Source organism: Actinomycetospora termitidis (assembly GCF_030286555.1).
GTDB classification, from domain to species: Bacteria; Actinomycetota; Actinomycetes; order Mycobacteriales; family Pseudonocardiaceae; genus Actinomycetospora; species Actinomycetospora termitidis.
Map to the genome: position 1 here is coordinate 82,868 of NZ_JASVWF010000004.1, position 18,493 is coordinate 101,360.

Annotated in this window: 17 protein-coding genes; all 17 read left to right on the forward strand. The window is 74.9% G+C overall.

Annotation, left to right across the window (positions count from 1 at the left end):
- Positions 1 to 2 precede the first annotated feature (2 nt).
- The 17 genes from carB to QRT03_RS18695 all read left to right on the forward strand — a co-directional run bounded on the left by carB (position 3) and on the right by QRT03_RS18695 (position 18,378).
- Positions 3 to 3,365 carry a carbamoyl-phosphate synthase large subunit gene (gene carB, locus QRT03_RS18615; RefSeq protein WP_286054486.1) on the forward strand — a complete coding sequence of 1,121 codons (3,363 nt, stop codon included), beginning with the start codon at positions 3 to 5 and terminating at the stop codon, positions 3,363 to 3,365.
- Positions 3,362 to 4,261: an orotidine-5'-phosphate decarboxylase gene (gene pyrF / locus QRT03_RS18620; RefSeq protein ID WP_286054487.1), complete on the forward strand. Its 900-nt coding sequence runs from the start codon at positions 3,362 to 3,364 to the stop codon at positions 4,259 to 4,261. The genes carB and pyrF overlap by 4 nt, the downstream gene beginning before the upstream one ends.
- A 195-nt stretch (positions 4,262 to 4,456) precedes the next feature.
- Entirely contained in the window at positions 4,457 to 4,774 is a 318-nt protein-coding gene (mihF, locus tag QRT03_RS18625) for an integration host factor, actinobacterial type (protein ID WP_018333653.1), read from the forward strand.
- Complete coding sequence (gene gmk / locus QRT03_RS18630; RefSeq protein WP_286054488.1) at positions 4,771 to 5,421, forward strand: guanylate kinase; 651 nt, start codon at positions 4,771 to 4,773, stop codon at positions 5,419 to 5,421. The genes mihF and gmk overlap by 4 nt, the downstream gene beginning before the upstream one ends.
- Positions 5,418 to 5,702, forward strand: coding sequence for a DNA-directed RNA polymerase subunit omega (gene rpoZ / locus QRT03_RS18635; protein WP_179793234.1), 285 nt, complete (start codon positions 5,418 to 5,420; stop codon positions 5,700 to 5,702). The genes gmk and rpoZ overlap by 4 nt, the downstream gene beginning before the upstream one ends.
- A 30-nt stretch (positions 5,703 to 5,732) precedes the next feature.
- Positions 5,733 to 6,950, forward strand: a complete 1,218-nt coding sequence (gene coaBC, locus QRT03_RS18640) for a bifunctional phosphopantothenoylcysteine decarboxylase/phosphopantothenate--cysteine ligase CoaBC (protein WP_286054491.1) — start codon at positions 5,733 to 5,735, stop codon at positions 6,948 to 6,950.
- A gap of 168 nt (positions 6,951 to 7,118) precedes the next feature.
- Entirely contained in the window at positions 7,119 to 8,315 is a 1,197-nt protein-coding gene (gene metK / locus QRT03_RS18645) for a methionine adenosyltransferase (RefSeq protein WP_286054919.1), read from the forward strand.
- Positions 8,316 to 8,520: 205 nt separating this feature from the next.
- The gene (locus QRT03_RS18650; RefSeq protein WP_286054920.1) at positions 8,521 to 10,581 is read left to right on the forward strand and encodes a primosomal protein N'; all 2,061 of its coding nucleotides are present in this window, start codon (positions 8,521 to 8,523) and stop codon (positions 10,579 to 10,581) included.
- A 43-nt stretch (positions 10,582 to 10,624) separates the two neighbouring features.
- The gene (gene def, locus QRT03_RS18655; protein WP_286054492.1) at positions 10,625 to 11,194 is read left to right on the forward strand and encodes a peptide deformylase; all 570 of its coding nucleotides are present in this window, start codon (positions 10,625 to 10,627) and stop codon (positions 11,192 to 11,194) included.
- Positions 11,195 to 12,121: a methionyl-tRNA formyltransferase gene (fmt, locus tag QRT03_RS18660; RefSeq protein WP_286054494.1), complete on the forward strand. Its 927-nt coding sequence runs from the start codon at positions 11,195 to 11,197 to the stop codon at positions 12,119 to 12,121.
- Positions 12,122 to 12,155: 34 nt separating this feature from the next.
- Complete coding sequence (locus QRT03_RS18665; protein ID WP_286054495.1) at positions 12,156 to 13,619, forward strand: RsmB/NOP family class I SAM-dependent RNA methyltransferase; 1,464 nt, start codon at positions 12,156 to 12,158, stop codon at positions 13,617 to 13,619.
- 24 nt (positions 13,620 to 13,643) lie between these two features.
- Positions 13,644 to 14,333, forward strand: a complete 690-nt coding sequence (gene rpe / locus QRT03_RS18670) for a ribulose-phosphate 3-epimerase (protein ID WP_286054496.1) — start codon at positions 13,644 to 13,646, stop codon at positions 14,331 to 14,333.
- Positions 14,334 to 14,455: 122 nt separating this feature from the next.
- Positions 14,456 to 15,118: a riboflavin synthase gene (locus QRT03_RS18675; protein WP_286054497.1), complete on the forward strand. Its 663-nt coding sequence runs from the start codon at positions 14,456 to 14,458 to the stop codon at positions 15,116 to 15,118.
- Positions 15,115 to 16,380 carry a bifunctional 3,4-dihydroxy-2-butanone-4-phosphate synthase/GTP cyclohydrolase II gene (locus QRT03_RS18680; protein ID WP_286054498.1) on the forward strand — a complete coding sequence of 422 codons (1,266 nt, stop codon included), beginning with the start codon at positions 15,115 to 15,117 and terminating at the stop codon, positions 16,378 to 16,380. Before QRT03_RS18675 ends, QRT03_RS18680 begins: the two co-directional genes overlap by 4 nt.
- The gene (ribH, locus tag QRT03_RS18685) at positions 16,377 to 16,883 is read left to right on the forward strand and encodes a 6,7-dimethyl-8-ribityllumazine synthase (protein WP_286054499.1); all 507 of its coding nucleotides are present in this window, start codon (positions 16,377 to 16,379) and stop codon (positions 16,881 to 16,883) included. Before QRT03_RS18680 ends, ribH begins: the two co-directional genes overlap by 4 nt.
- Complete coding sequence (locus tag QRT03_RS18690) at positions 16,880 to 17,362, forward strand: PH domain-containing protein (protein ID WP_286054500.1); 483 nt, start codon at positions 16,880 to 16,882, stop codon at positions 17,360 to 17,362. Before ribH ends, QRT03_RS18690 begins: the two co-directional genes overlap by 4 nt.
- Positions 17,362 to 18,378: a quinone-dependent dihydroorotate dehydrogenase gene (locus QRT03_RS18695; RefSeq protein ID WP_286054501.1), complete on the forward strand. Its 1,017-nt coding sequence runs from the start codon at positions 17,362 to 17,364 to the stop codon at positions 18,376 to 18,378. The genes QRT03_RS18690 and QRT03_RS18695 overlap by 1 nt, the downstream gene beginning before the upstream one ends.
- Positions 18,379 to 18,493: the final 115 nt, after the last annotated feature.

An 18,493-nucleotide genomic window follows, 5' to 3' on the forward strand; every position in this document is an offset into this window, starting at 1 on the left:
CCATGCCGCGTCGCGAGGACATCCACCACGTCCTGGTCATCGGCTCCGGCCCGATCGTCATCGGGCAGGCCGCCGAGTTCGACTACTCGGGCACCCAGGCCTGCCGCGTGCTGCGCGAGGAGGGCCTGCGCGTCTCGCTGGTCAACTCCAACCCGGCGACGATCATGACCGACCCGGAGGTCGCCGACGCCACGTACGTCGAGCCGATCGACGTCGAGCACATCACCAAGGTCCTCGAGGCCGAGCGGCCCGACGCCCTGCTCGCGACGTTGGGCGGCCAGACCGCGCTCAACGCCGCGATCGCGCTGCACGACGCCGGGGTGCTGGAGCGGTTCGGCGTCGAGCTGATCGGCGCCGACGTCGACGCCATCCAGCGCGGCGAGGACCGGCTGAAGTTCAAGGAGATCGTCCGCTCGATCGGCGGCGACGTCCCGCGCTCGGAGGTCTGCCACTCGATGGCGGAGGTCCGGGCCACGGTCGCCGAGGTCGGTCTCCCGGTGGTGATCCGGCCGAGCTTCACCATGGGTGGCCTGGGCTCCGGGCTCGCCTACACCGACGACGAGCTCGAGCGCCTGGCCGGCACGGGTCTGGCCGCCAGCCCGGTGCACGAGGTCCTCATCGAGGAGTCCGTGCTCGGCTGGAAGGAGTACGAGCTCGAGCTGATGCGCGACGGCAAGGACAACGTCGTCGTGATCTGCTCGATCGAGAACGTCGACCCGATGGGCGTGCACACCGGCGACTCGGTGACCGTGGCCCCGGCGATGACGCTGACCGACCGCGAGTACCAGGTCATGCGCGACACCGGCATCGCGGTGCTGCGCGAGGTCGGCGTCGAGACCGGCGGCTGCAACATCCAGTTCGCGGTGGAGCCGACCACGGGGCGCCTCGTCGTCATCGAGATGAACCCGCGCGTGTCCCGCTCGAGCGCGCTGGCCTCCAAGGCCACCGGCTTCCCGATCGCGAAGATCGCCGCGCGGCTCGCCGTCGGGTACACCCTCGACGAGATCACCAACGACATCACCGGCGAGACCCCGGCGAGCTTCGAGCCGACGCTGGACTACGTCGTGGTCAAGGTGCCGCGCTTCGCGTTCGAGAAGTTCCCCGGCGCCGACCCGACGCTGACCACGACGATGAAGTCGGTCGGCGAGGGCATGGCGCTCGGCCGCAGCTTCCCCGAGGCCCTGAACAAGGCGCTGCGCTCCGCCGAGACCAAGGACGCCGGCTTCGGCACCCGCCCCGACCCGCTGGGGCTGTCCAAGGACGACGCCCTCAAGCAGGCCGCGCTGCCCCGTGACGGCCGGCTCTACGCCGTCGAGCGCGCGCTGCGTCTGGGCGCGACCGTGGCCGAGGTCAGCGAGGCGTCCGGCATCGACCCGTGGTTCGTCGAGCAGATCGAGGGCATCGTGGCGCTGCGCCGCGAGATCGCCGACGCGCCCGTCCTCGACGCCGCGCTGCTGCGCCGCGGGAAGCGGTCCGGGCTCTCGGACCTCCAGATCGCGACGGTGCGCCCGGAGCTCGCCGGCGAGGCGGGCGTGCGGGCGCTGCGCCACCGCCTCGGCGTCCGGCCGGTCTACAAGACTGTCGACACGTGCGCGGCCGAGTTCGAGGCCCGCACGCCGTACCACTACTCGGCCTACGAGTCCGATCCCGCCGCGGAGTCCGAGGTCAGCGCCCAGGGCGAGCGCCCCAAGGTCATCATCCTGGGCTCCGGGCCGAACCGGATCGGGCAGGGCATCGAGTTCGACTACTCGTGCGTGCACGCCGCGACGAGTCTGCGGGCCGCGGGCTTCGAGACGGTCATGCTGAACTGCAACCCGGAGACGGTCTCCACCGACTACGACACCGCGGACCGGCTGTACTTCGAGCCCCTCACCGAGGAGGACGTGCTCGAGGTCGTCCACTCCGAGCGGCTCTCCGGCGGCGGGGACGCGGTCCGGGGTCCCGACGGCGGGTGGAGCGCCGGCCTGGCCGGCGTGGTCGTCCAGCTCGGCGGACAGACCCCGCTGAAGCTCGCCGCCGCCCTCGAGACCGCCGGGGTGCCGATCGTCGGCACCGCCCCCGCCGCGATCGACCTCGCCGAGGAGCGCGGGGCCTTCGGCCACGTGCTCGACGACGCCGGGCTGCCCGCCCCGCCCTACGGCACCGCGACCAGCTTCGACGGCGCCCGCGCGATCGCGGCCGAGATCGGCTACCCGGTGCTCGTCCGCCCGTCCTACGTCCTCGGCGGGCGCGGCATGGAGATCGTCTACGACGACGAGACCCTCGCGGACTACATCGCCCGCGCCACCGAGGTCACCCCCGACCACCCGGTGCTGGTCGACCGCTTCCTCGACGACGCGATCGAGATCGACGTCGACGCGCTCTGCGACGCGACCGGCGAGGTGTACCTGGGCGGCGTGATGGAGCACATCGAGGAGGCCGGGGTGCACTCCGGGGACTCCTCGTGCACGCTGCCGCCGATCACGCTCGGCCTCTCCGACCTCGAGGTCGTGCGCTCGTCGACGGTCGCGCTGGCCCGGCGGCTCGGCGTGCTCGGGCTGATGAACGTCCAGTACGCCCTGAAGGACGAGGTCCTCTACGTCCTCGAGGCGAACCCGCGCGCGAGCCGCACGGTCCCCTTCGTCTCCAAGGCCACCGGTGTCCCGCTGGCGAGCGCGGCCGCGCGGGTCATGCTCGGCTCGACGATCTCGCAGCTGCGGGCCGAGGGCATCCTGCCCGCCTCCGGCGACGGCGGGCACCTGCCCGCCCAGCACCCGGTGGCGGTCAAGGAGGCCGTGCTGCCGTTCCACCGCTTCCGGCGCCCCGACGGGCGTGGCGTGGACTCGCTGCTCGGCCCGGAGATGAAGTCCACGGGCGAGGTCATGGGCATCGACGTGGCCTTCTCGACGGCGTTCGCGAAGGCGCAGGCGGCCGCGGCCGGACCCCTCCCGACGTCGGGGAAGGTCTTCGTGTCGGTGGCCAACCGCGACAAGCGGGCGCTGATCTTCCCGGTCAAGCGCCTCGCCGACCTCGGGTTCGAGATCCTCGCGACGGCGGGCACGGCGAGCGTCCTGGAGCGCAACGGCATCCCCTGCCAGGTGGTCCGCAAGCACTTCGAGGGCCCGGACAACGTGGTCGACACGATCGCCGCCGGCGAGGTCGACATGATCATCAACACCCCGGTCGGGCACTCCGGGCCCCGCATCGACGGCTACGAGATCCGCGCCGCCGCGCTCAACGTGGGGATCCCGTGCGTGACGACGGTCCAGGGTGCGTCCGCGGCGGTGCAGGGCATCGAGGCGGTGATCCGCGGCGAGATCACCGTCACCCCGCTCCAGGTGCTCCACGAGCGGCTGGCGAAGGCGCGCGCGTCGGAGACGGTGTGACCTCGGCGCGGGGGGCCTTCGTCGACCGGCTGACCGCGGTCGTCACGCGCCACGGGCCGCTGTGCGTGGGGATCGACCCGCACCCCGGTCTGCTCGCGCGCTGGGGGCACGAGGACGACGCGGCCGGGGTGGAACGCTTCGGCCGCGAGGCGGTCGCGGCCCTGGCCGGCCACGTCGCCGTCATCAAGCCCCAGGTGGCGCTGTTCGAGGTGCACGGCAGCGGGGGAGTGCGCGCCCTGGAGCGGGTGCTGGCCGACGCGCGGGACGCCGGGCTGCTCACGATCGCCGACGCGAAGCGCGGCGACATCGGTTCGACGATGACCGCCTACGCGCGGGCCTGGCTGGCCGACACCTCGCCGCTCGCGGCGGACGCGGTCACCCTGTCGCCCTATCTCGGGGTGGGCTCGCTGACGCCCGCGCTCGACCTCGCCGCGCAGACCGGCCGGGGCGTGTTCGTCCTCGCCCGCACCTCGAACCCGGAGGCGCCGGCCGTGCAGTCGGCCCAGTCCTGGACGCCGTTGTCGGACCCCACCACCCCGGGCATGCGGGAGGTCGCCCAGGGCGTGGTGGACGCCTGCGCGGCCGCCAACCGCGCGCGCGGCACCGGCGTGGCGGGCGTCGTGGTCGGCGCGACGGCCGGCACCACCGGCCAGGCCCACGGGCTCGACCTGACCCGCCTCGGCGCGGCGGTCCTCGTGCCGGGTCTCGGCGCGCAGGGCGCGACACCGGACGACCTCGCGCGCGCGTTCGGCGACGGGACCGGGCCCGTCGTCCCGTCGAGCTCGCGGGAGATCCTGTCCGCGGGCCCCGACCCGGAGGCGCTGCGCGACGCGTGTCGGGCGCTGAACGGCGCGCTGGGGGACCTGGGCCTGCCCGCCGGACCGATCGGCGCGTAGCGCCCACCAGCGGACCCACCGGCGCGCCGGGGTCCGGGGAGCGGCCACGGCCGCGGCGGTGCGGCGCCGTTCACACGCCGGACACCCGAACACTGTGGAGTCGCACCCCAGACGGTACGTTCGCGGACGACGAGGGCCCGCTGTGCAGGGCGGACCCCGGATGACCATCACCAGAACCTGATATCGGAGGAGACCGTGGCACTTCCCGAGCTGACCGAGGAGCAGCGGGCGGCCGCGCTGGAGAAGGCTGCCGCTGCCCGCCGGGCCCGGGCCGAGCTCAAGGAGCGGCTCAAGCGCGGCGGTACCACCCTCGGTGACGTGCTCGAGCAGGCCGACTCCGACGAGGTGCTCGGCAAGATGAAGGTCTCGGCGCTGCTCGAGGCCCTGCCGGGCGTCGGCAAGGTGCGGGCCCAGCAGATCATGGAGCGCCTCGAGATCGCCCCGAGCCGGCGGCTGCGGGGCCTGGGCGAGCGGCAGCGCAAGGCGCTGCTGGCGGAGTTCGACGGGGAGTGAGCCCCGACCTGGGAGCGACGGGCGGGCGGGGACGTCTGCTCGTCCTCGCCGGGCCGTCCGGGGTCGGCAAGAGCACCGTCGTGGCCGAGCTGCGCCGGATGGACGCCCCGCTGTGGTTCAGCGTCTCGGCGACCACCCGGGCGGCCCGGCCCGGCGAGGTGGACGGGCGCGAGTACCACTTCGTCACCGACGCCGACTTCGACCGCATGGTGGCGGACGGCGCCCTGCTGGAGTGGGCGTCGATCCACCGCGGGCTGCACCGGTCGGGCACCCCGGCCGGGCCGGTCGAGGAGCACCTCGCCGCCGGCCAGCCGGTGCTGCTCGAGCTCGACCTGGCGGGGGCGCGTGCGGTGCGCGAGCGGCGCGCGGACGCGCTGCTCGTGTTCCTCGAGCCGCCGTCGTGGGAGGTCCTGGTGGACCGCCTCACCGGCCGGGGCACCGAACCGCAGGACGTGATCGACCGTCGGCTCGCCACCGCCCGCATCGAGCTCGACGCCCGCCGGGAGTTCGACGTCGGGCTGGTGAACCACGACGTCCGGGAGACCGCACGGCGCTTGGTAGACTTGGCACATCCCTCCGACGCCCCTGCCTGCGGAGACACCCGCGCGGGCGCCGTCGGACCCCGATCCGCAGGAGCCAGTGAATGAGCATCACCACCAGTCGCGTCACCGGTGGCTTCCACGACGTGCCCGAGGGCATCACCAACCCGCCGATCGACGAGCTGCTGGAGACCGTCAGCTCGAAGTACGCGCTGGTGATCTACGCGGCCAAGCGGGCGCGCCAGATCAACGACTACTACGCCCAGCTCGGTGAGGGCCTGCTCGAGTACGTCGGGCCGCTCGTGGAGCCGGGCCCGCGCGAGAAGCCGCTCTCGATCGCGATGCGCGAGATCCACTCGCACCTGCTCGAGCACACCGAGGGCGAGTAGCTCCCTCCTCCGGATCGGGTGGACGCCCCCATGGCTGAGATCGTCCTCGGCGTGTCCGGCGGCATCGCCGCCTACAAGGCGTGCGAGCTCCTCCGTCGGCTGCGCGAGGCCGGCCACGGGGTCCAGGTGGTGGCCACCCCGAACGCGCTCGAGTTCATCGGGGCGGCCACCTTCGAGGCGCTGTCCGGGCGCGAGGTGCTCTCCGGGGTCTTCGAGCACGTCCCGGAGGTCACCCACGTCGCGCTCGGGCGTCGCGCCGACCTCGTCGTCTGCGCCCCCGCCACCGCCGACCTGCTCGCGCGGATGGCGGCGGGCCGCGCGGACGACCTGCTCACCTCCACGCTGCTCACGGCGCGATGTCCGGTGCTCGCCGTGCCCGCGATGCACACCGAGATGTGGGACCACCCGGCGACCGTCGACAACGTCGCCACGCTGCGCCGCCGCGGCACCGTCGTCCTGGAGCCGGCCTCCGGTCGGCTGACCGGTGCCGACTCCGGGCCCGGCCGCCTGCCCGAGCCCGTCGAGATCGCCGAGTTCGCCCGGCTGCTGCTCGAGGCCCCGGGCGCCCTGCCCCGCGACCTCGAGGGCCGCCACGTCGTCGTGTCCGCCGGCGGCACCGCCGAGCCGCTGGACCCGGTGCGCATCCTGGGGAATCGCTCCTCCGGGCGGCAGGGCTACGCGCTCGCCCGGGTCGCCGCCCAGCGCGGCGCCCGCGTCACCCTCGTCTCCGGCACCACGGCTGCGCTCGAGCCGCCGGCCGCCGTGGACGTCGTCGGGGTGCGCACCACCGAGGACATGCGCAGCGCGGTCCTGGACGCGGGCAAGGACGCCGACGTGGTGGTGATGGCGGCCGCGGTCGCCGACTTCCGTGCCGCCGCGGTCGCCGATTTCAAGATCAAGAAGACCGACTCCGACCCGGACGCGATCCGTCTCACACGGAATCCCGACATCCTCCGCGAGGTCGTGGCCGAGCAGGTCCCCGGACGCCTCGTCGTCGGGTTCGCGGCCGAGACCGGCGACGCCGACCACGACGTGCTGTCGTTCGGCCGCGCGAAGCTGGAACGGAAGGGCTGCGACTTCCTCGTCGTCAACGCCGTGGGGGGTCGGACCGGGCACAACGCCTTCGAGGGCGCCGACAACGAGGGCTGGCTGCTCGGCGCCGACGGTTCCTCGGTGCAGTTGCCGATGGGTTCGAAGGCGGCCCTCGCGGCCCGGGTCTGGGACGCGGTGGCCGAACGCCTGGCGTGAGGGCCTGCTCACGGAGCGTGGCGAGAATGGGCGCCGATCGCCTTTCCCACACCTCGTCACGCATCACAACCGGACTGTGACGCGCTGCGCAGAAGGCCCGGACAGGGCCCTGTGCGTTGCGCCGGATGCCGTTAGTGTTGCCCCGTCCCACTGTCGAGGCAGGGAGAAATTGTGCCCGCTAGGCGTTTGTTCACTTCCGAGTCCGTCACCGAAGGCCACCCGGACAAGATCTGTGACGCCATCTCCGACGGGATTCTGGACGCCTTGCTGGCGCAGGACCCGAAGAGCCGCGTGGCCGTCGAGTCGATGGTCACCACCGGTCAGGTGCACGTCGCCGGCGAGGTGACCACGAACGCGTGGGTCAACTACGTCGACGTGGTCCGCAAGACGATCCTGGACATCGGCTACGACTCGTCGGCCAAGGGCTTCGACGGCGAGAGCTGCGGTGTCTCGATCTCGATCGGCGCGCAGTCCGCCGACATCGCCCAGGGTGTCGACGAGGGCTACGAGTCCCGCGTCGAGGGCTCCGAGGACGAGATCGCGAAGCAGGGCGCGGGCGACCAGGGCCTGATGTTCGGCTACGCCGACGCCGACACCCCCGAGCTCATGCCGCTGCCGATCGGGCTGGCGCACCGGCTCGCGCGCAAGCTGACCTCGGTCCGCCGCGAGGGCGTCCTGCCCTACCTGCGTCCCGACGGCAAGACCCAGGTCACCATCGCCTACGACGGCGACAAGCCGGTCGCCGTCGACACCGTGGTCCTGTCCACCCAGCACGCCGCGGACATCGACCTCGACGAGATGCTCGCCCCCGACATCCGCTCGAAGGTGATCCAGCCGGTGCTCGAGGGCATCGACCTGGACTCGTCGAACACCCGCGTCCTGGTGAACCCGACCGGCCGCTTCGTCGTCGGTGGCCCCATGGGCGACGCCGGCCTGACCGGCCGCAAGATCATCGTCGACACCTACGGCGGCTACGCCCGCCACGGCGGCGGCGCCTTCTCCGGCAAGGACCCGTCGAAGGTGGACCGTTCGGCCGCCTACGCGGGCCGCTGGGTCGCGAAGAACGTCGTCTCCGCCGGCCTCGCGAAGCGCGCCGAGGTCCAGCTCGCCTACGCCATCGGCAAGGCCGAGCCCGTCGGGGTCTTCCTCGAGACGTTCGGCACCGCCAACGTCGACCCGGCCAAGATCGAGAAGGCCATCCACGAGGTGTTCGACCTGCGCCCCGGCGCGATCGTGCGCGACCTCGAGCTGCTGCGCCCGATCTACCAGCCGACCGCCGCGTACGGCCACTTCGGCCGCGACGACCTCGACCTGCCCTGGGAGCGCACCGACCGCGCGGACCAGCTGAAGTCGATCGCCGGCTGACCCACGCACGACCCTCGACGGCCCGGACGCCCCTTCAGGGGTGGCCGGGCCGTCGTCGTCGCCTCCTCCTCGTGTCAGCAGTGCGGCCATGCTGACGCTGGACGTCACAATCGGACGCGGTATCCCGTCCCGCACCGGTCGGTCGGGCCCCTCTGGTAGACCGGCGCCCGTGAGCGGATCACCGGGCGACGTGGCGCTGCCCGGCATGCCGTCCGCCGCACCGCCGCCCCCACCGGAGCGCAAGCAGCCCAAGCACAACGAACGCGTCCCGGCCCCCGAGCGGTCGATCGTGCGCGTCGCGGTAGACGTCCCGCTGCCGCACCTGGACCGCAGCTTCGACTACCGCGTGCCGGTCCAGCTCGACGAGGCCACCGTCGTCGGCGCCCGGGTACGGGTGCGGTTCGCCGGCCGGATGGTCGACGGCTTCGTCCTGGACCGCTCCGACCACACCGACCACGACGGCCGCCTCGGCTGGCTGGACAAGGTCGTCTCGCCCGAGCCGGTGCTCTCGCCGGAGCTCGCCGCGCTCTGCCGCACGGTCGCCGACCGGTACGCGGGCACCCTCGCCGACGTGCTGCGCCTCGCCGTGCCGCCGCGGCACGCGCGGGTGGAGGCCGAGCCGCACGGCCCGCCCGACACCGCCCTCCCACCCCTTCCCGACGACGGGTCGGGCTGGGCCGCGTACCCCCGCGGGCCGGCGTTCCTGGAGGCGCTCGCCGCCCACCGGCCGGCACACGGCGTGTGGCAGGCGCTGCCCGGCGAGGACTGGGCCACCCGGCTCGCCGAGGCCGCGCACACCACCCTCGGGGCCGGGCGCAGCGCGGTGGTCGTCGTGCCCGACCGCCGCGACCTCGACCGGCTGCACGCGGCCTGCCTCGCGGTCCTCGGCGAGGAGCACGTCGCCGCCCTCGCCGCCGACCTCGGCCCCGCCGAGCGCTACCGCCGCTGGCTCGCCGTCGCGCGCGGGGAGAAGCGCCTGGCGATCGGCACCCGGGCCGCCGCGTTCGCGCCGGTACAGGACCCGGGCCTGCTCGTGGTGTGGGACGACGGCGACGACTCGCACGCCGACCCCCGGGCGCCGTACCCGCACACCCGCGACGTGCTGATCGCCCGCGCCCATGGCAGCGGCGCGGCCCTGCTCGTCGGCGGGGCGACCCGCACCGCCGAGGCCGAGGTGCTGGTGCGCAGCGGGTGGGCCCACCCGGTCGTCGCCGACCGCACCACGGTGCGCGAGCGCGCCCCCCGCGTCACCGCGATCGGCGAGGACGAGCGCCAGCTGCTGCGCGACCCGACCGCCCGCGCCGCCCGCATCCCCGCGGTGGCCTTCGAGGCCACCCGCGGCGCCCTCGCCGCCGGGCGGCCCGTGCTCGTCCAGGTCCCGCGGCGCGGATACCTCCCCGCCGTCGCCTGCGCGCAGTGCCGCGAGCCCGCCCGGTGCCGGCGCTGCCACGGCCCCCTGGGCATCCCCGCGTCCGCCGGCGACGCGCCCGCCCCGCCGACCTGCCGCTGGTGCGGGCGGCCCGCGACGAACCACCGCTGCCCGGCGTGCGCCTCGCCGCGTCTGCGGGCGACCGTGGTCGGGTCCGGGCGCACCGCGGAGGAGCTGGGCCGCGCCTTCCCGCAGACCGTCGTGCGCAGCTCCGGGGGAGGGACCGCGATCCTCGACACCGTCGACGCGGCCCCGGCCATCGTCGTCGCGACGCCGGGGGCCGAGCCGGTCGCCGAGGACGGCTACGGGGCGGCCCTGCTCCTCGACGGTGCCGCCCTGCTCGCCCGCCCCGAGCTGCGCGCCGCGGAGGACACGGTGCGGCGCTGGTTCGCGGCGGCGAGCCTGGTGCGGCCCTCGCCGCAGGGCGGGCGCGTGGTCGTCGTGGCCGAGTCGAACCTCCCCGCCGTGCAGGCCCTGGTCCGGTGGGACCCGGCCGGCCACGCCGGGACCGAGCTGGACGGGCGCACCGAGCTGGGCCTGCCACCCGCCGTCCGGATGGCCGCCCTGGACGGCGAGCCGGCGGCCCTGCGCGACCTGCTCGACACCGCGCGCCTGCCGAAGGACGCCGACGTCCTGGGGCCCGTCGAGCTCCCGCCGGGCACCCGCCTGCCGGGCGGCGAGGAGCGCACCGAGCGGGCCGAGCGGACCCTCGTCCGCGTGCCGCGGGCGGAGGGACGGCAGCTCGCCCGGGCGCTGCAGGAGGCCCGCGCGGTGCGGGCGGCGCGCAAGGACGGCGAGGCCGTCCGCATCCTGCTCGACCCGCACGACCCGCTCTGAGGCGCCGACGCCGCGGACGAGCGCGGGCCTAGACTGGACGATCGTGACCGTCCAGCCCGTCCGCTACTTCGGGGATCCCGTCCTGCGCGAGCGCGCCGCCGAGGTGACCGCCTTCGACAAGGAGCTGCGCCAGCTCGTCGCCGACCTCGACGAGACCATGCGCGAGCAGGGCGGCGCCGGCCTCGCGGCGCCGCAGATCGGTGTCGGCCTGCGCGTGTTCACCTACCGGGCGGGCGAGGACATGTACGGGCACCTGGTCAACCCGACGTGGAACGTCCTGGACGACACCGAGCAGACCGGCCCCGAGGGCTGCCTCTCGATCCCCGGGTTCCGCTGGGACTGCACCCGTTACGACCACGTCGTCGCCACCGGGTGGGACATGCACGGCGAGCCGCTGCGGGTCGAGGGCACCGCGATGCTCGCCCGCGCGATCCAGCACGAGACCGACCACCTCGACGGCGTGCTCTTCCTCGACCGGCTGGACGCGGCCACCCGCAAGGAGGCGATGGCCGCGATTCGGCAGGCCGACTGGTTCGACCCGACGGCGCCGCCGCGGATCCAGCAGAACCCGCACGTCGGGACCACCAACCCGCTGTTCGGGGGCGTCCGCTAGATGCGGCTCGTCTTCGCCGGTACGCCCGAGCCCGCCGTCCCGTCGCTGCGCCGGCTCCTGGAGTCGGATGACCACGAGGTCGTCGCGGTCGTCACCCGCCCGGACGCGCCCGCCGGGCGGAAGCGGCAGCTGCAGCGCTCGCCGGTCGGCCGGCTCGCCGACGAGGCCGGCGTCGAGGTCCTCACGCCCGCGAAGGCGTCCGATCCGGAGTTCCTCGCCCGGCTGACGGCGATCGCGCCGGACTGCGCGCCCGTCGTCGCCTACGGAAACCTGCTGCGGCCCGCGGCCCTGGCGATCCCGGTGCACGGCTGGGTGAACCTGCACTTCTCGCTGCTGCCCGCCTGGCGGGGCGCCGCGCCGGTGCAGGCCGCGATCCGGGCGGGCGACGAGATCACCGGCGCGAGCACGTTCCGGCTCGAGGAGGGCATGGACACCGGGCCGGTCTTCGGCACGGTCACCGAGAAGATCGCCGACGACGACACCGCCGGCGCGTTGCTCGAGCGCCTCGCGCAGAACGGCGCGGGCCTGCTCGCCGCGACCCTGGACGGCATCGCCGACGGGTCGCTGCAGCCCGTGCCGCAACCGGGCGAGGGGGTGTCGGTCGCCCCCAAGGTCACCGTCGACGACGCCCGCGTCCGCTGGACCGACCCGCCGCTCGCGGTCGACCGGCACGTTCGGTCGGTGACACCGGCCCCCGGGGCGTGGACGGAGTTCCGCGGCACCCGCCTCAAGATCGGGCCGGTCACGACGACGGGGTTCGACGACCTGGCCCCGGGCGAGATCGTCGTGGAGCGCAAGCGGGTGCTGGTGGGGACCGCGTCCGCCCCGGTCGTCCTCGGTACGGTGCAGCCGGCCGGGAAGCCCGCCATGCCCGCGGTGGACTGGAGCCGGGGCGCGCAGCCGACCCCGGGGGAACGGTTCGTGTGAGCGGGGGACGTGTGAGCGCAGCGGAGGCGGGCGCATGAGCGACAGCTCCGTCCCGCCCGGCGGCCACCGCTCCGGCCGCGGGCCGCGGCGCAGACCGGGCCGCCCGCATCGGTCGGGTCCGCCGCGCGGACGCTCCGGCCCGGACCGTCCGCCCCAGGGGGACGCCGCCCGCGAGGCCGCGCTCGACACGCTGCGCGCGGTCCGCGAGGACGACGCGTACGCCAACCTGACGCTGCCCCGGCTCCTCCGGGAACGCCGGGTGTCCGGGCGGGACGCGGCGCTGGCGACGGATCTGGCCTACGGCGCCTGCCGGGCGCGCGGCCTGCTCGACGCGGTGCTCTCCGCCTGCGTCGACCGGCCGCTGGACCGGCTCGACGGCGTCGTCCTGGACGCCCTGCGGCTCGGCGCGCAGCAGCTGCTCCGGACCCGGATCCCGGCCCACGCGGCCGTCGGCGCGACCGTCGAGCTCGTCCGCTCCCGCGCCGGCTCCAAGCCGACCGGCTTCGTCAACGCCGTCCTGCGCCGGGTCGCCGAGCGCGACGAGGCCGGCTGGGTCGCCGAGCTCGCCCCCGACGCGGCGACCGACCCGGTCGGGCACGCGGCCTTCGTCCACGCCCACCCGCGCTGGATCGCGGAGGTGTTCGGCGAGGCCCTCCCGGACGACGAGCTCGAGCCCGCCCTCGCGGCGGACGACGCCCGTCCCGCCGTGCACCTCGCCGCCCGGCCGGGCGAGATCAGCGCCGAGGAGCTGGCCGCCGTCACCGGTGGGGAGGAGGCCCCGTACTCGCCGTACGGCGTGCTGCTCACCGAGGGCGGCGACCCCGGCGACCTGGAGGCCGTGCGCGAGGGCCTCGCCGCGGTGCAGGACGAGGGCAGCCAGCTGGTGGCGCTCGCCGCCGCCCGCGCGCCACTGACCGGCCGCGACGAGCTGTGGCTGGACCTGTGCGCCGGCCCGGGCGGCAAGGCCGCCCTGCTGGGCGCGCTCGCCGCGATCGAGGGCGCCACCCTGGACGCGGTCGACCGCGCGCCGCACCGTGCCGCCCTCGTGGAGAAGGCGACGGCCGGGCTCCCAGTGCGGGTGCACACCGGCGACGCCCGCGAGATCGCCCTCCCCGAGGCCGCCTACGACCGGGTGCTCGTCGACGCGCCGTGCACCGGGCTCGGCGCCCTGCGCCGCCGCCCGGAGGCCCGGTGGCGGCGCCGCCCCGAGGACGTCGCGGAGCTCACCGCCCTCCAGCGCGACCTGCTCACCCACGCCCTCGAGCGCGTGCGTCCCGGCGGCGTCGTCACCTACGCGACCTGCTCGCCGCACCCCGCGGAGACCGTCGACGTCGTGCGGGCCGTCGTCGAGGCGACGGGGGCCGAGGTGCTCGACACCGCCGCTTCCCTGCCCGAGCTGGACGCGTCCACCGTCGGGACGGGGCCCGGGATCCAGCTGTGGCCGCACCGGCACGGCACGGACGCGATGTACTGCGCGACCCTGCGCCGGGTCGCCTGAGCCCGGGTGCGACAGACTGGGGCCGTGCCCGCCCCGCTCATCGCGCCCAGCATCCTGTCCGCGGACTTCGCCCACCTCGCCGACGAGGCGGCCGCCGTCACCGGGTCGGACTGGCTGCACGTGGACGTCATGGACGCGCACTTCGTGCCCAACCTGACGCTCGGCCTGCCAGTGGTGGAGAGCCTGCTGCGGGCGACGGACATCCCGTTGGACTGCCACCTCATGATCGAGGACCCGGACCGCTGGGCCCCGCCGTACGCCGAGGCCGGCGCGCACAACGTCACGGTGCACGCCGAGGCCGCGCACGACCCGCGCGGGATCGCGAAGGACCTCCGGGCCGCGGGCGCGCTCGCCGGGCTGTCGGTGAAGCCGAACACCCCGCTCGAGGACTGGCTCGAGGTGCTCCGGGACTACGACACGCTGCTCGTCATGAGCGTCGAGCCCGGGTTCGGCGGGCAGAGCTTCATGCCGGAGGTCCTGGAGAAGGTCCGCACGGCGCGCCGGCTGGTGGACACCGGGCACCTGCAGGTGCTGGTCGAGATCGACGGCGGGATCAGCGCCGACACCGTCGAGCAGGCCGCCGAGGCCGGCGTCGACTGCTTCGTCGCGGGCAGCGCGGTGTACGGCGCGGACGACCCGGGCCGGGCGGTCGCGGCGCTCCGGCAGCAGGCGGCGGGCGTCTCGCCGCACCGCACGTCGGCTACCCGCGAGTAATCTCGGCAGTGGCCGGTCTCACCGGCCGGGACCGCAGCGGTCGCGGGCCACGCGAGGATGATGCAGGCAGCGCCGGTGGTTCACAGTGGCACCATCGGACGTCCGAGGGCAGGGAGCGGCGAGTGTTCACGGGGATCGTGGAGGAGGTCGGCGAGATCGTCGACGTCACCCCGCTGGCGGACTCCGCCCGCCTGCGCATCCGGGGCCCGCTCGTGGTCTCCGACGCGCGCCCCGGCGACTCGATCGCCGTCAACGGCGTGTGCCTGACCGTGGTGGATCCGGAGCCGGACAGCTTCGCGGTCGACGTGATGGGGGAGACGCTGCGGCGCTCCAGCCTCGCGGACGCCGCGTCGGGCACGCCGGTCAACCTGGAGCGCGCCCTCGCCGCGGGCGCGCGGCTCGGCGGGCACATCGTGCAGGGCCACGTCGACGGGACCGCCACGGTCGCCGCGATCGAGCCCTCGGAGCACTGGACGGCGGTGCGGTTCACCACGCCGCGCACGACGGAGGGCGGGGTCGGGATCGCCCGCTACGTCGTCGAGAAGGGCTCGATCGCCGTGGACGGCGTCAGCCTGACCGTGACCGAGGTCGACGACGACGGGTTCTCCGTCGGCCTGATCCCGACGACCCTCGCGGAGACGACCCTCGGGTCGCGCGCCGTGGGGGAGACGGTGAACCTGGAGGTCGACGTGGTCGCGAAGTACGTGGAGCGCCTGCTCGGGGCGAGCGCAGCGACGGGGAGCGGGACAGGCGTGAACCAGGAGTCGGGAGCGTCGGGAGCGTGAATCACGTGGAGGGCTTCGAGCACATCGAGCGGGCGATCTCCGACATCGCGGCCGGTAAGGCCGTGGTGGTCGTCGACGACGAGGACCGCGAGAACGAGGGCGACCTGATCTTCGCCGCCGAGAAGGCGACGCCGGAGCTGGTCTCGTTCATGGTCCGCTACACCTCGGGCTACATCTGCGTCCCGCTCACCGCCGAGACGTGCGACCGGCTCGACCTCCCGCCCGCGCACTCGATCAACCAGGACCGGCACGGCACCGCGTACACGGTGTCGGTCGACGCCCGCGAGGGCATCGGCACGGGCATCTCCGGGGCCGACCGCGCCCGCACCATCCGCGTGCTCGCGGACCCCGACTCCGCCGCCACCGACCTCTCCCGGCCGGGGCACGTCGTCCCGCTGCGGGCCCGGGAGGGCGGGGTGCTGCGCCGTCCCGGCCACACCGAGGCCGCGGTCGACCTGGCCCGCCTCGCCGGGCTCGTGCCCGCCGGCGCGATCTGCGAGATCGTCTCCCAGAAGGACGACGGGGAGATGGCCCGCTACGACGAGCTCGCGGTGTTCGCCGACGAGCACGACCTCGCGCTGATCACGATCAAGGACCTGATCGCCTACCGGCGCCGCTCGGAGAAGCAGGTGGCCCAGGTCGCGCACGCGAACATCCCCACCGACCACGGGGACTTCGTCGCCTACGGCTACGACTCGCTGCTCGACGGCATCGAGCACGTCGCCCTGGTGTACGGCGACCTCGGCGACGGCGAGGACGTGCTCGTCCGGGTGCACTCCGAGTGCCTCACCGGCGACGTGCTCCGCTCGCGGCGCTGCGACTGCGGCCCGCAGCTCGACGCGGCCATGGCCGCGGTCGCCGCCGAGGGCCGCGGGGTCGTGCTCTACGTGCGCGGCCACGAGGGCCGGGGGATCGGCCTGATCCACAAGCTGCAGGCCTACCAGCTCCAGGACGCCGGGGCCGACACCGTCGACGCCAACCTGGCGCTCGGCATGCCGGCCGACGCCCGCGACTACGGCACCGGCGCCCAGATCCTCGCCGACCTCGGGGTCCGGAGCATGCGCCTGCTGACCAACAACCCGGAGAAGCGCGCCGGGCTGGAGGGCTACGGGCTGGAGATCCTCGACCGGGTCGCCCTCCCGCTGCGCGCCACCCCGGAGAACCTGCGCTACCTGCGGACCAAGCGTGACCGCATGGGCCACGACCTCGAGGGCCTCGACGCCTACGAGGACGGCCTGGTGAACAGCGAGTCCGGCGCATGAGCACCCAGGGACGCCCGGAGATCGCGGTCCCCGACGCGACCGGCCTGCGGCTCGGCATCGCGGCGACCCGCTGGAACGGCGAGATCGTCGAGACGATGCTCGAGCGGGCCCTGCTCGCCGCCGAGCGCGGCAACGTCGAGAAGCCGACCGTGGTGCACGTGGCGGGCGCGATGGAGCTGCCGGTGGTCTGCCAGGGCCTGGCGGCCGGGCACGACGCCGTCGTCGGCCTCGGGGTCGTCATCCGCGGCGCCACGCCGCACTTCGACTACGTCTGCGACGCGGTGACGGCGGGTCTGCTGCGCGTCGGGCTCGACGAGCGCACCCCGGTGGGCAACGGCGTCCTGACGACGGAGAACCTGGACCAGGCGTGGGAGCGCGCCGGGACCCCGGAGTCGACCGAGGACAAGGGCTTCGAGGCGGTCGTCGCCGCGCTGGACGCCGCCCTCACCCTCGCCGATCTGCGCGACGGTGCCCGCCGGGCGCCGGTCGGGTTCTCGCGATGACGACCGACAGCCCCGTCGTCGTCCCGCCCGAGGGCCTCGATCTCGGTCCGGTCGAGCTGGAGGTCCGCCCGGTCCGCATCCGCTGGGTCGCCTGGGTGATCGCGATCCTGCTGTTCGCGTTCTTCGCGTCCGGGGCGCTGCTCGTGTACGTCGAGTCGGCGGGGTTCAACTTCCGGCCGGCGGACCAGGTCGCGATGGTCGTCCTCGGTCTGCTGCTGGCGGGCGGGGCGCTGCTGTTCACCCGGCCGCGGCTGCGCGCGGGCTCCGGCGGGATCGAGGTCCGGGCGACCCTCCTGACGCGACGGGTCGCCTGGGCCGACGTCGTCGGGATCAGCTTCCCCGACGGCGCGCAGTTCGCCCGGGTCGACCTGCCCGACGACGAGTACCTGGTGGTCGGGGCGCTGCAGGCCGTGGACAAGGGGCACGCGGTGGCCGGGGTGACGCGCCTCCGCGAGCTCCACGCGCAGTACGCGAGCTGATGCCCCTCTACGACGCGCTGTTCCGCCACGTCGCCGTCCGCGTCCCGGCGGAGCGGACCCACCGGATCGGCCTGCGCGCCCTCGCCGCCGCGACCCCGGTCATCCCCGAGCAGACGCCGGACCCGTGCCTCGCGGTCCACGCGATGGGTCTGACCTTCCCGTCCCCGCTCGGCGTCGCCGCCGGGTACGACAAGGACGCCGAGGGCGTCCGCGGGCTCGCCCGCCTCGGGTTCGGCGCCGTCGAGATCGGCACCGTGACCGCGCGGCCGCAGCCGGGCAACCCGCGGCCCCGCCTGTTCCGGCTGCCCGAGGACCGCGCGCTGGTCAACCGCATGGGCTTCAACAACGCCGGCGCGGACGCGGTGGGCGAACGGCTCGCGACCCTGCGCCGCGGCGGCCCGCTCGGCACCGTCCTCGGCGTCAACATCGGGAAGTCGAAGGCCGCCACGGGCCCGGAGCAGACCGTCGCGGACTACCGCTACTCCGCCCGCGTCCTCGGCCCGCTCGCCGACTACGTCGTCGTCAACGTCTCCTCGCCGAACACCCCGGGTCTGCGCGACCTGCAGGGCGTCGACGCGCTGGAACCGCTGCTCACGGCGGTGCGCGACGAGCTCGGTGCCACCCCGCTGCTCGTGAAGATCACCGCCGACCTCGACGACGACGGGGTGGACGCGGTCGCCGACCTCGCCGTCGCCCTGGGCCTCGACGGCGTCATCGCCACCAACACGACGGTCTCGCGCACCGGCCTCGTCACCGACCCCGCCACGGTCGCGGAGACCGGGACCGGCGGCCTGTCGGGCGCCCCGCTCGTCGAACCGGCCCGGGCGGTCCTGGCCCGACTGGTCTCCCGCGTCGGCGGGCGGCTCACGATCGTCTCGGTCGGCGGGATCGCCGACGCCGCCGAGGCGCGGCGCCGACTCGAGGCCGGTGCGACCCTCGTGCAGTCCTACACGGGCTTCGTCTACGGCGGCCCCGCCTGGCCCTCGCGGGTCAACGCGGATCTCGCCCGTTCCTGATGGCGGGTCCTGCCGGGCGCGCCGCCGTTGCGTCGCGCACACGGCCCGCCCGCCCGACCTACCCCGAACCCGCGTTGCGTCCCGCACACGGCCCGCCCGCTCGATCCAGTCCGAA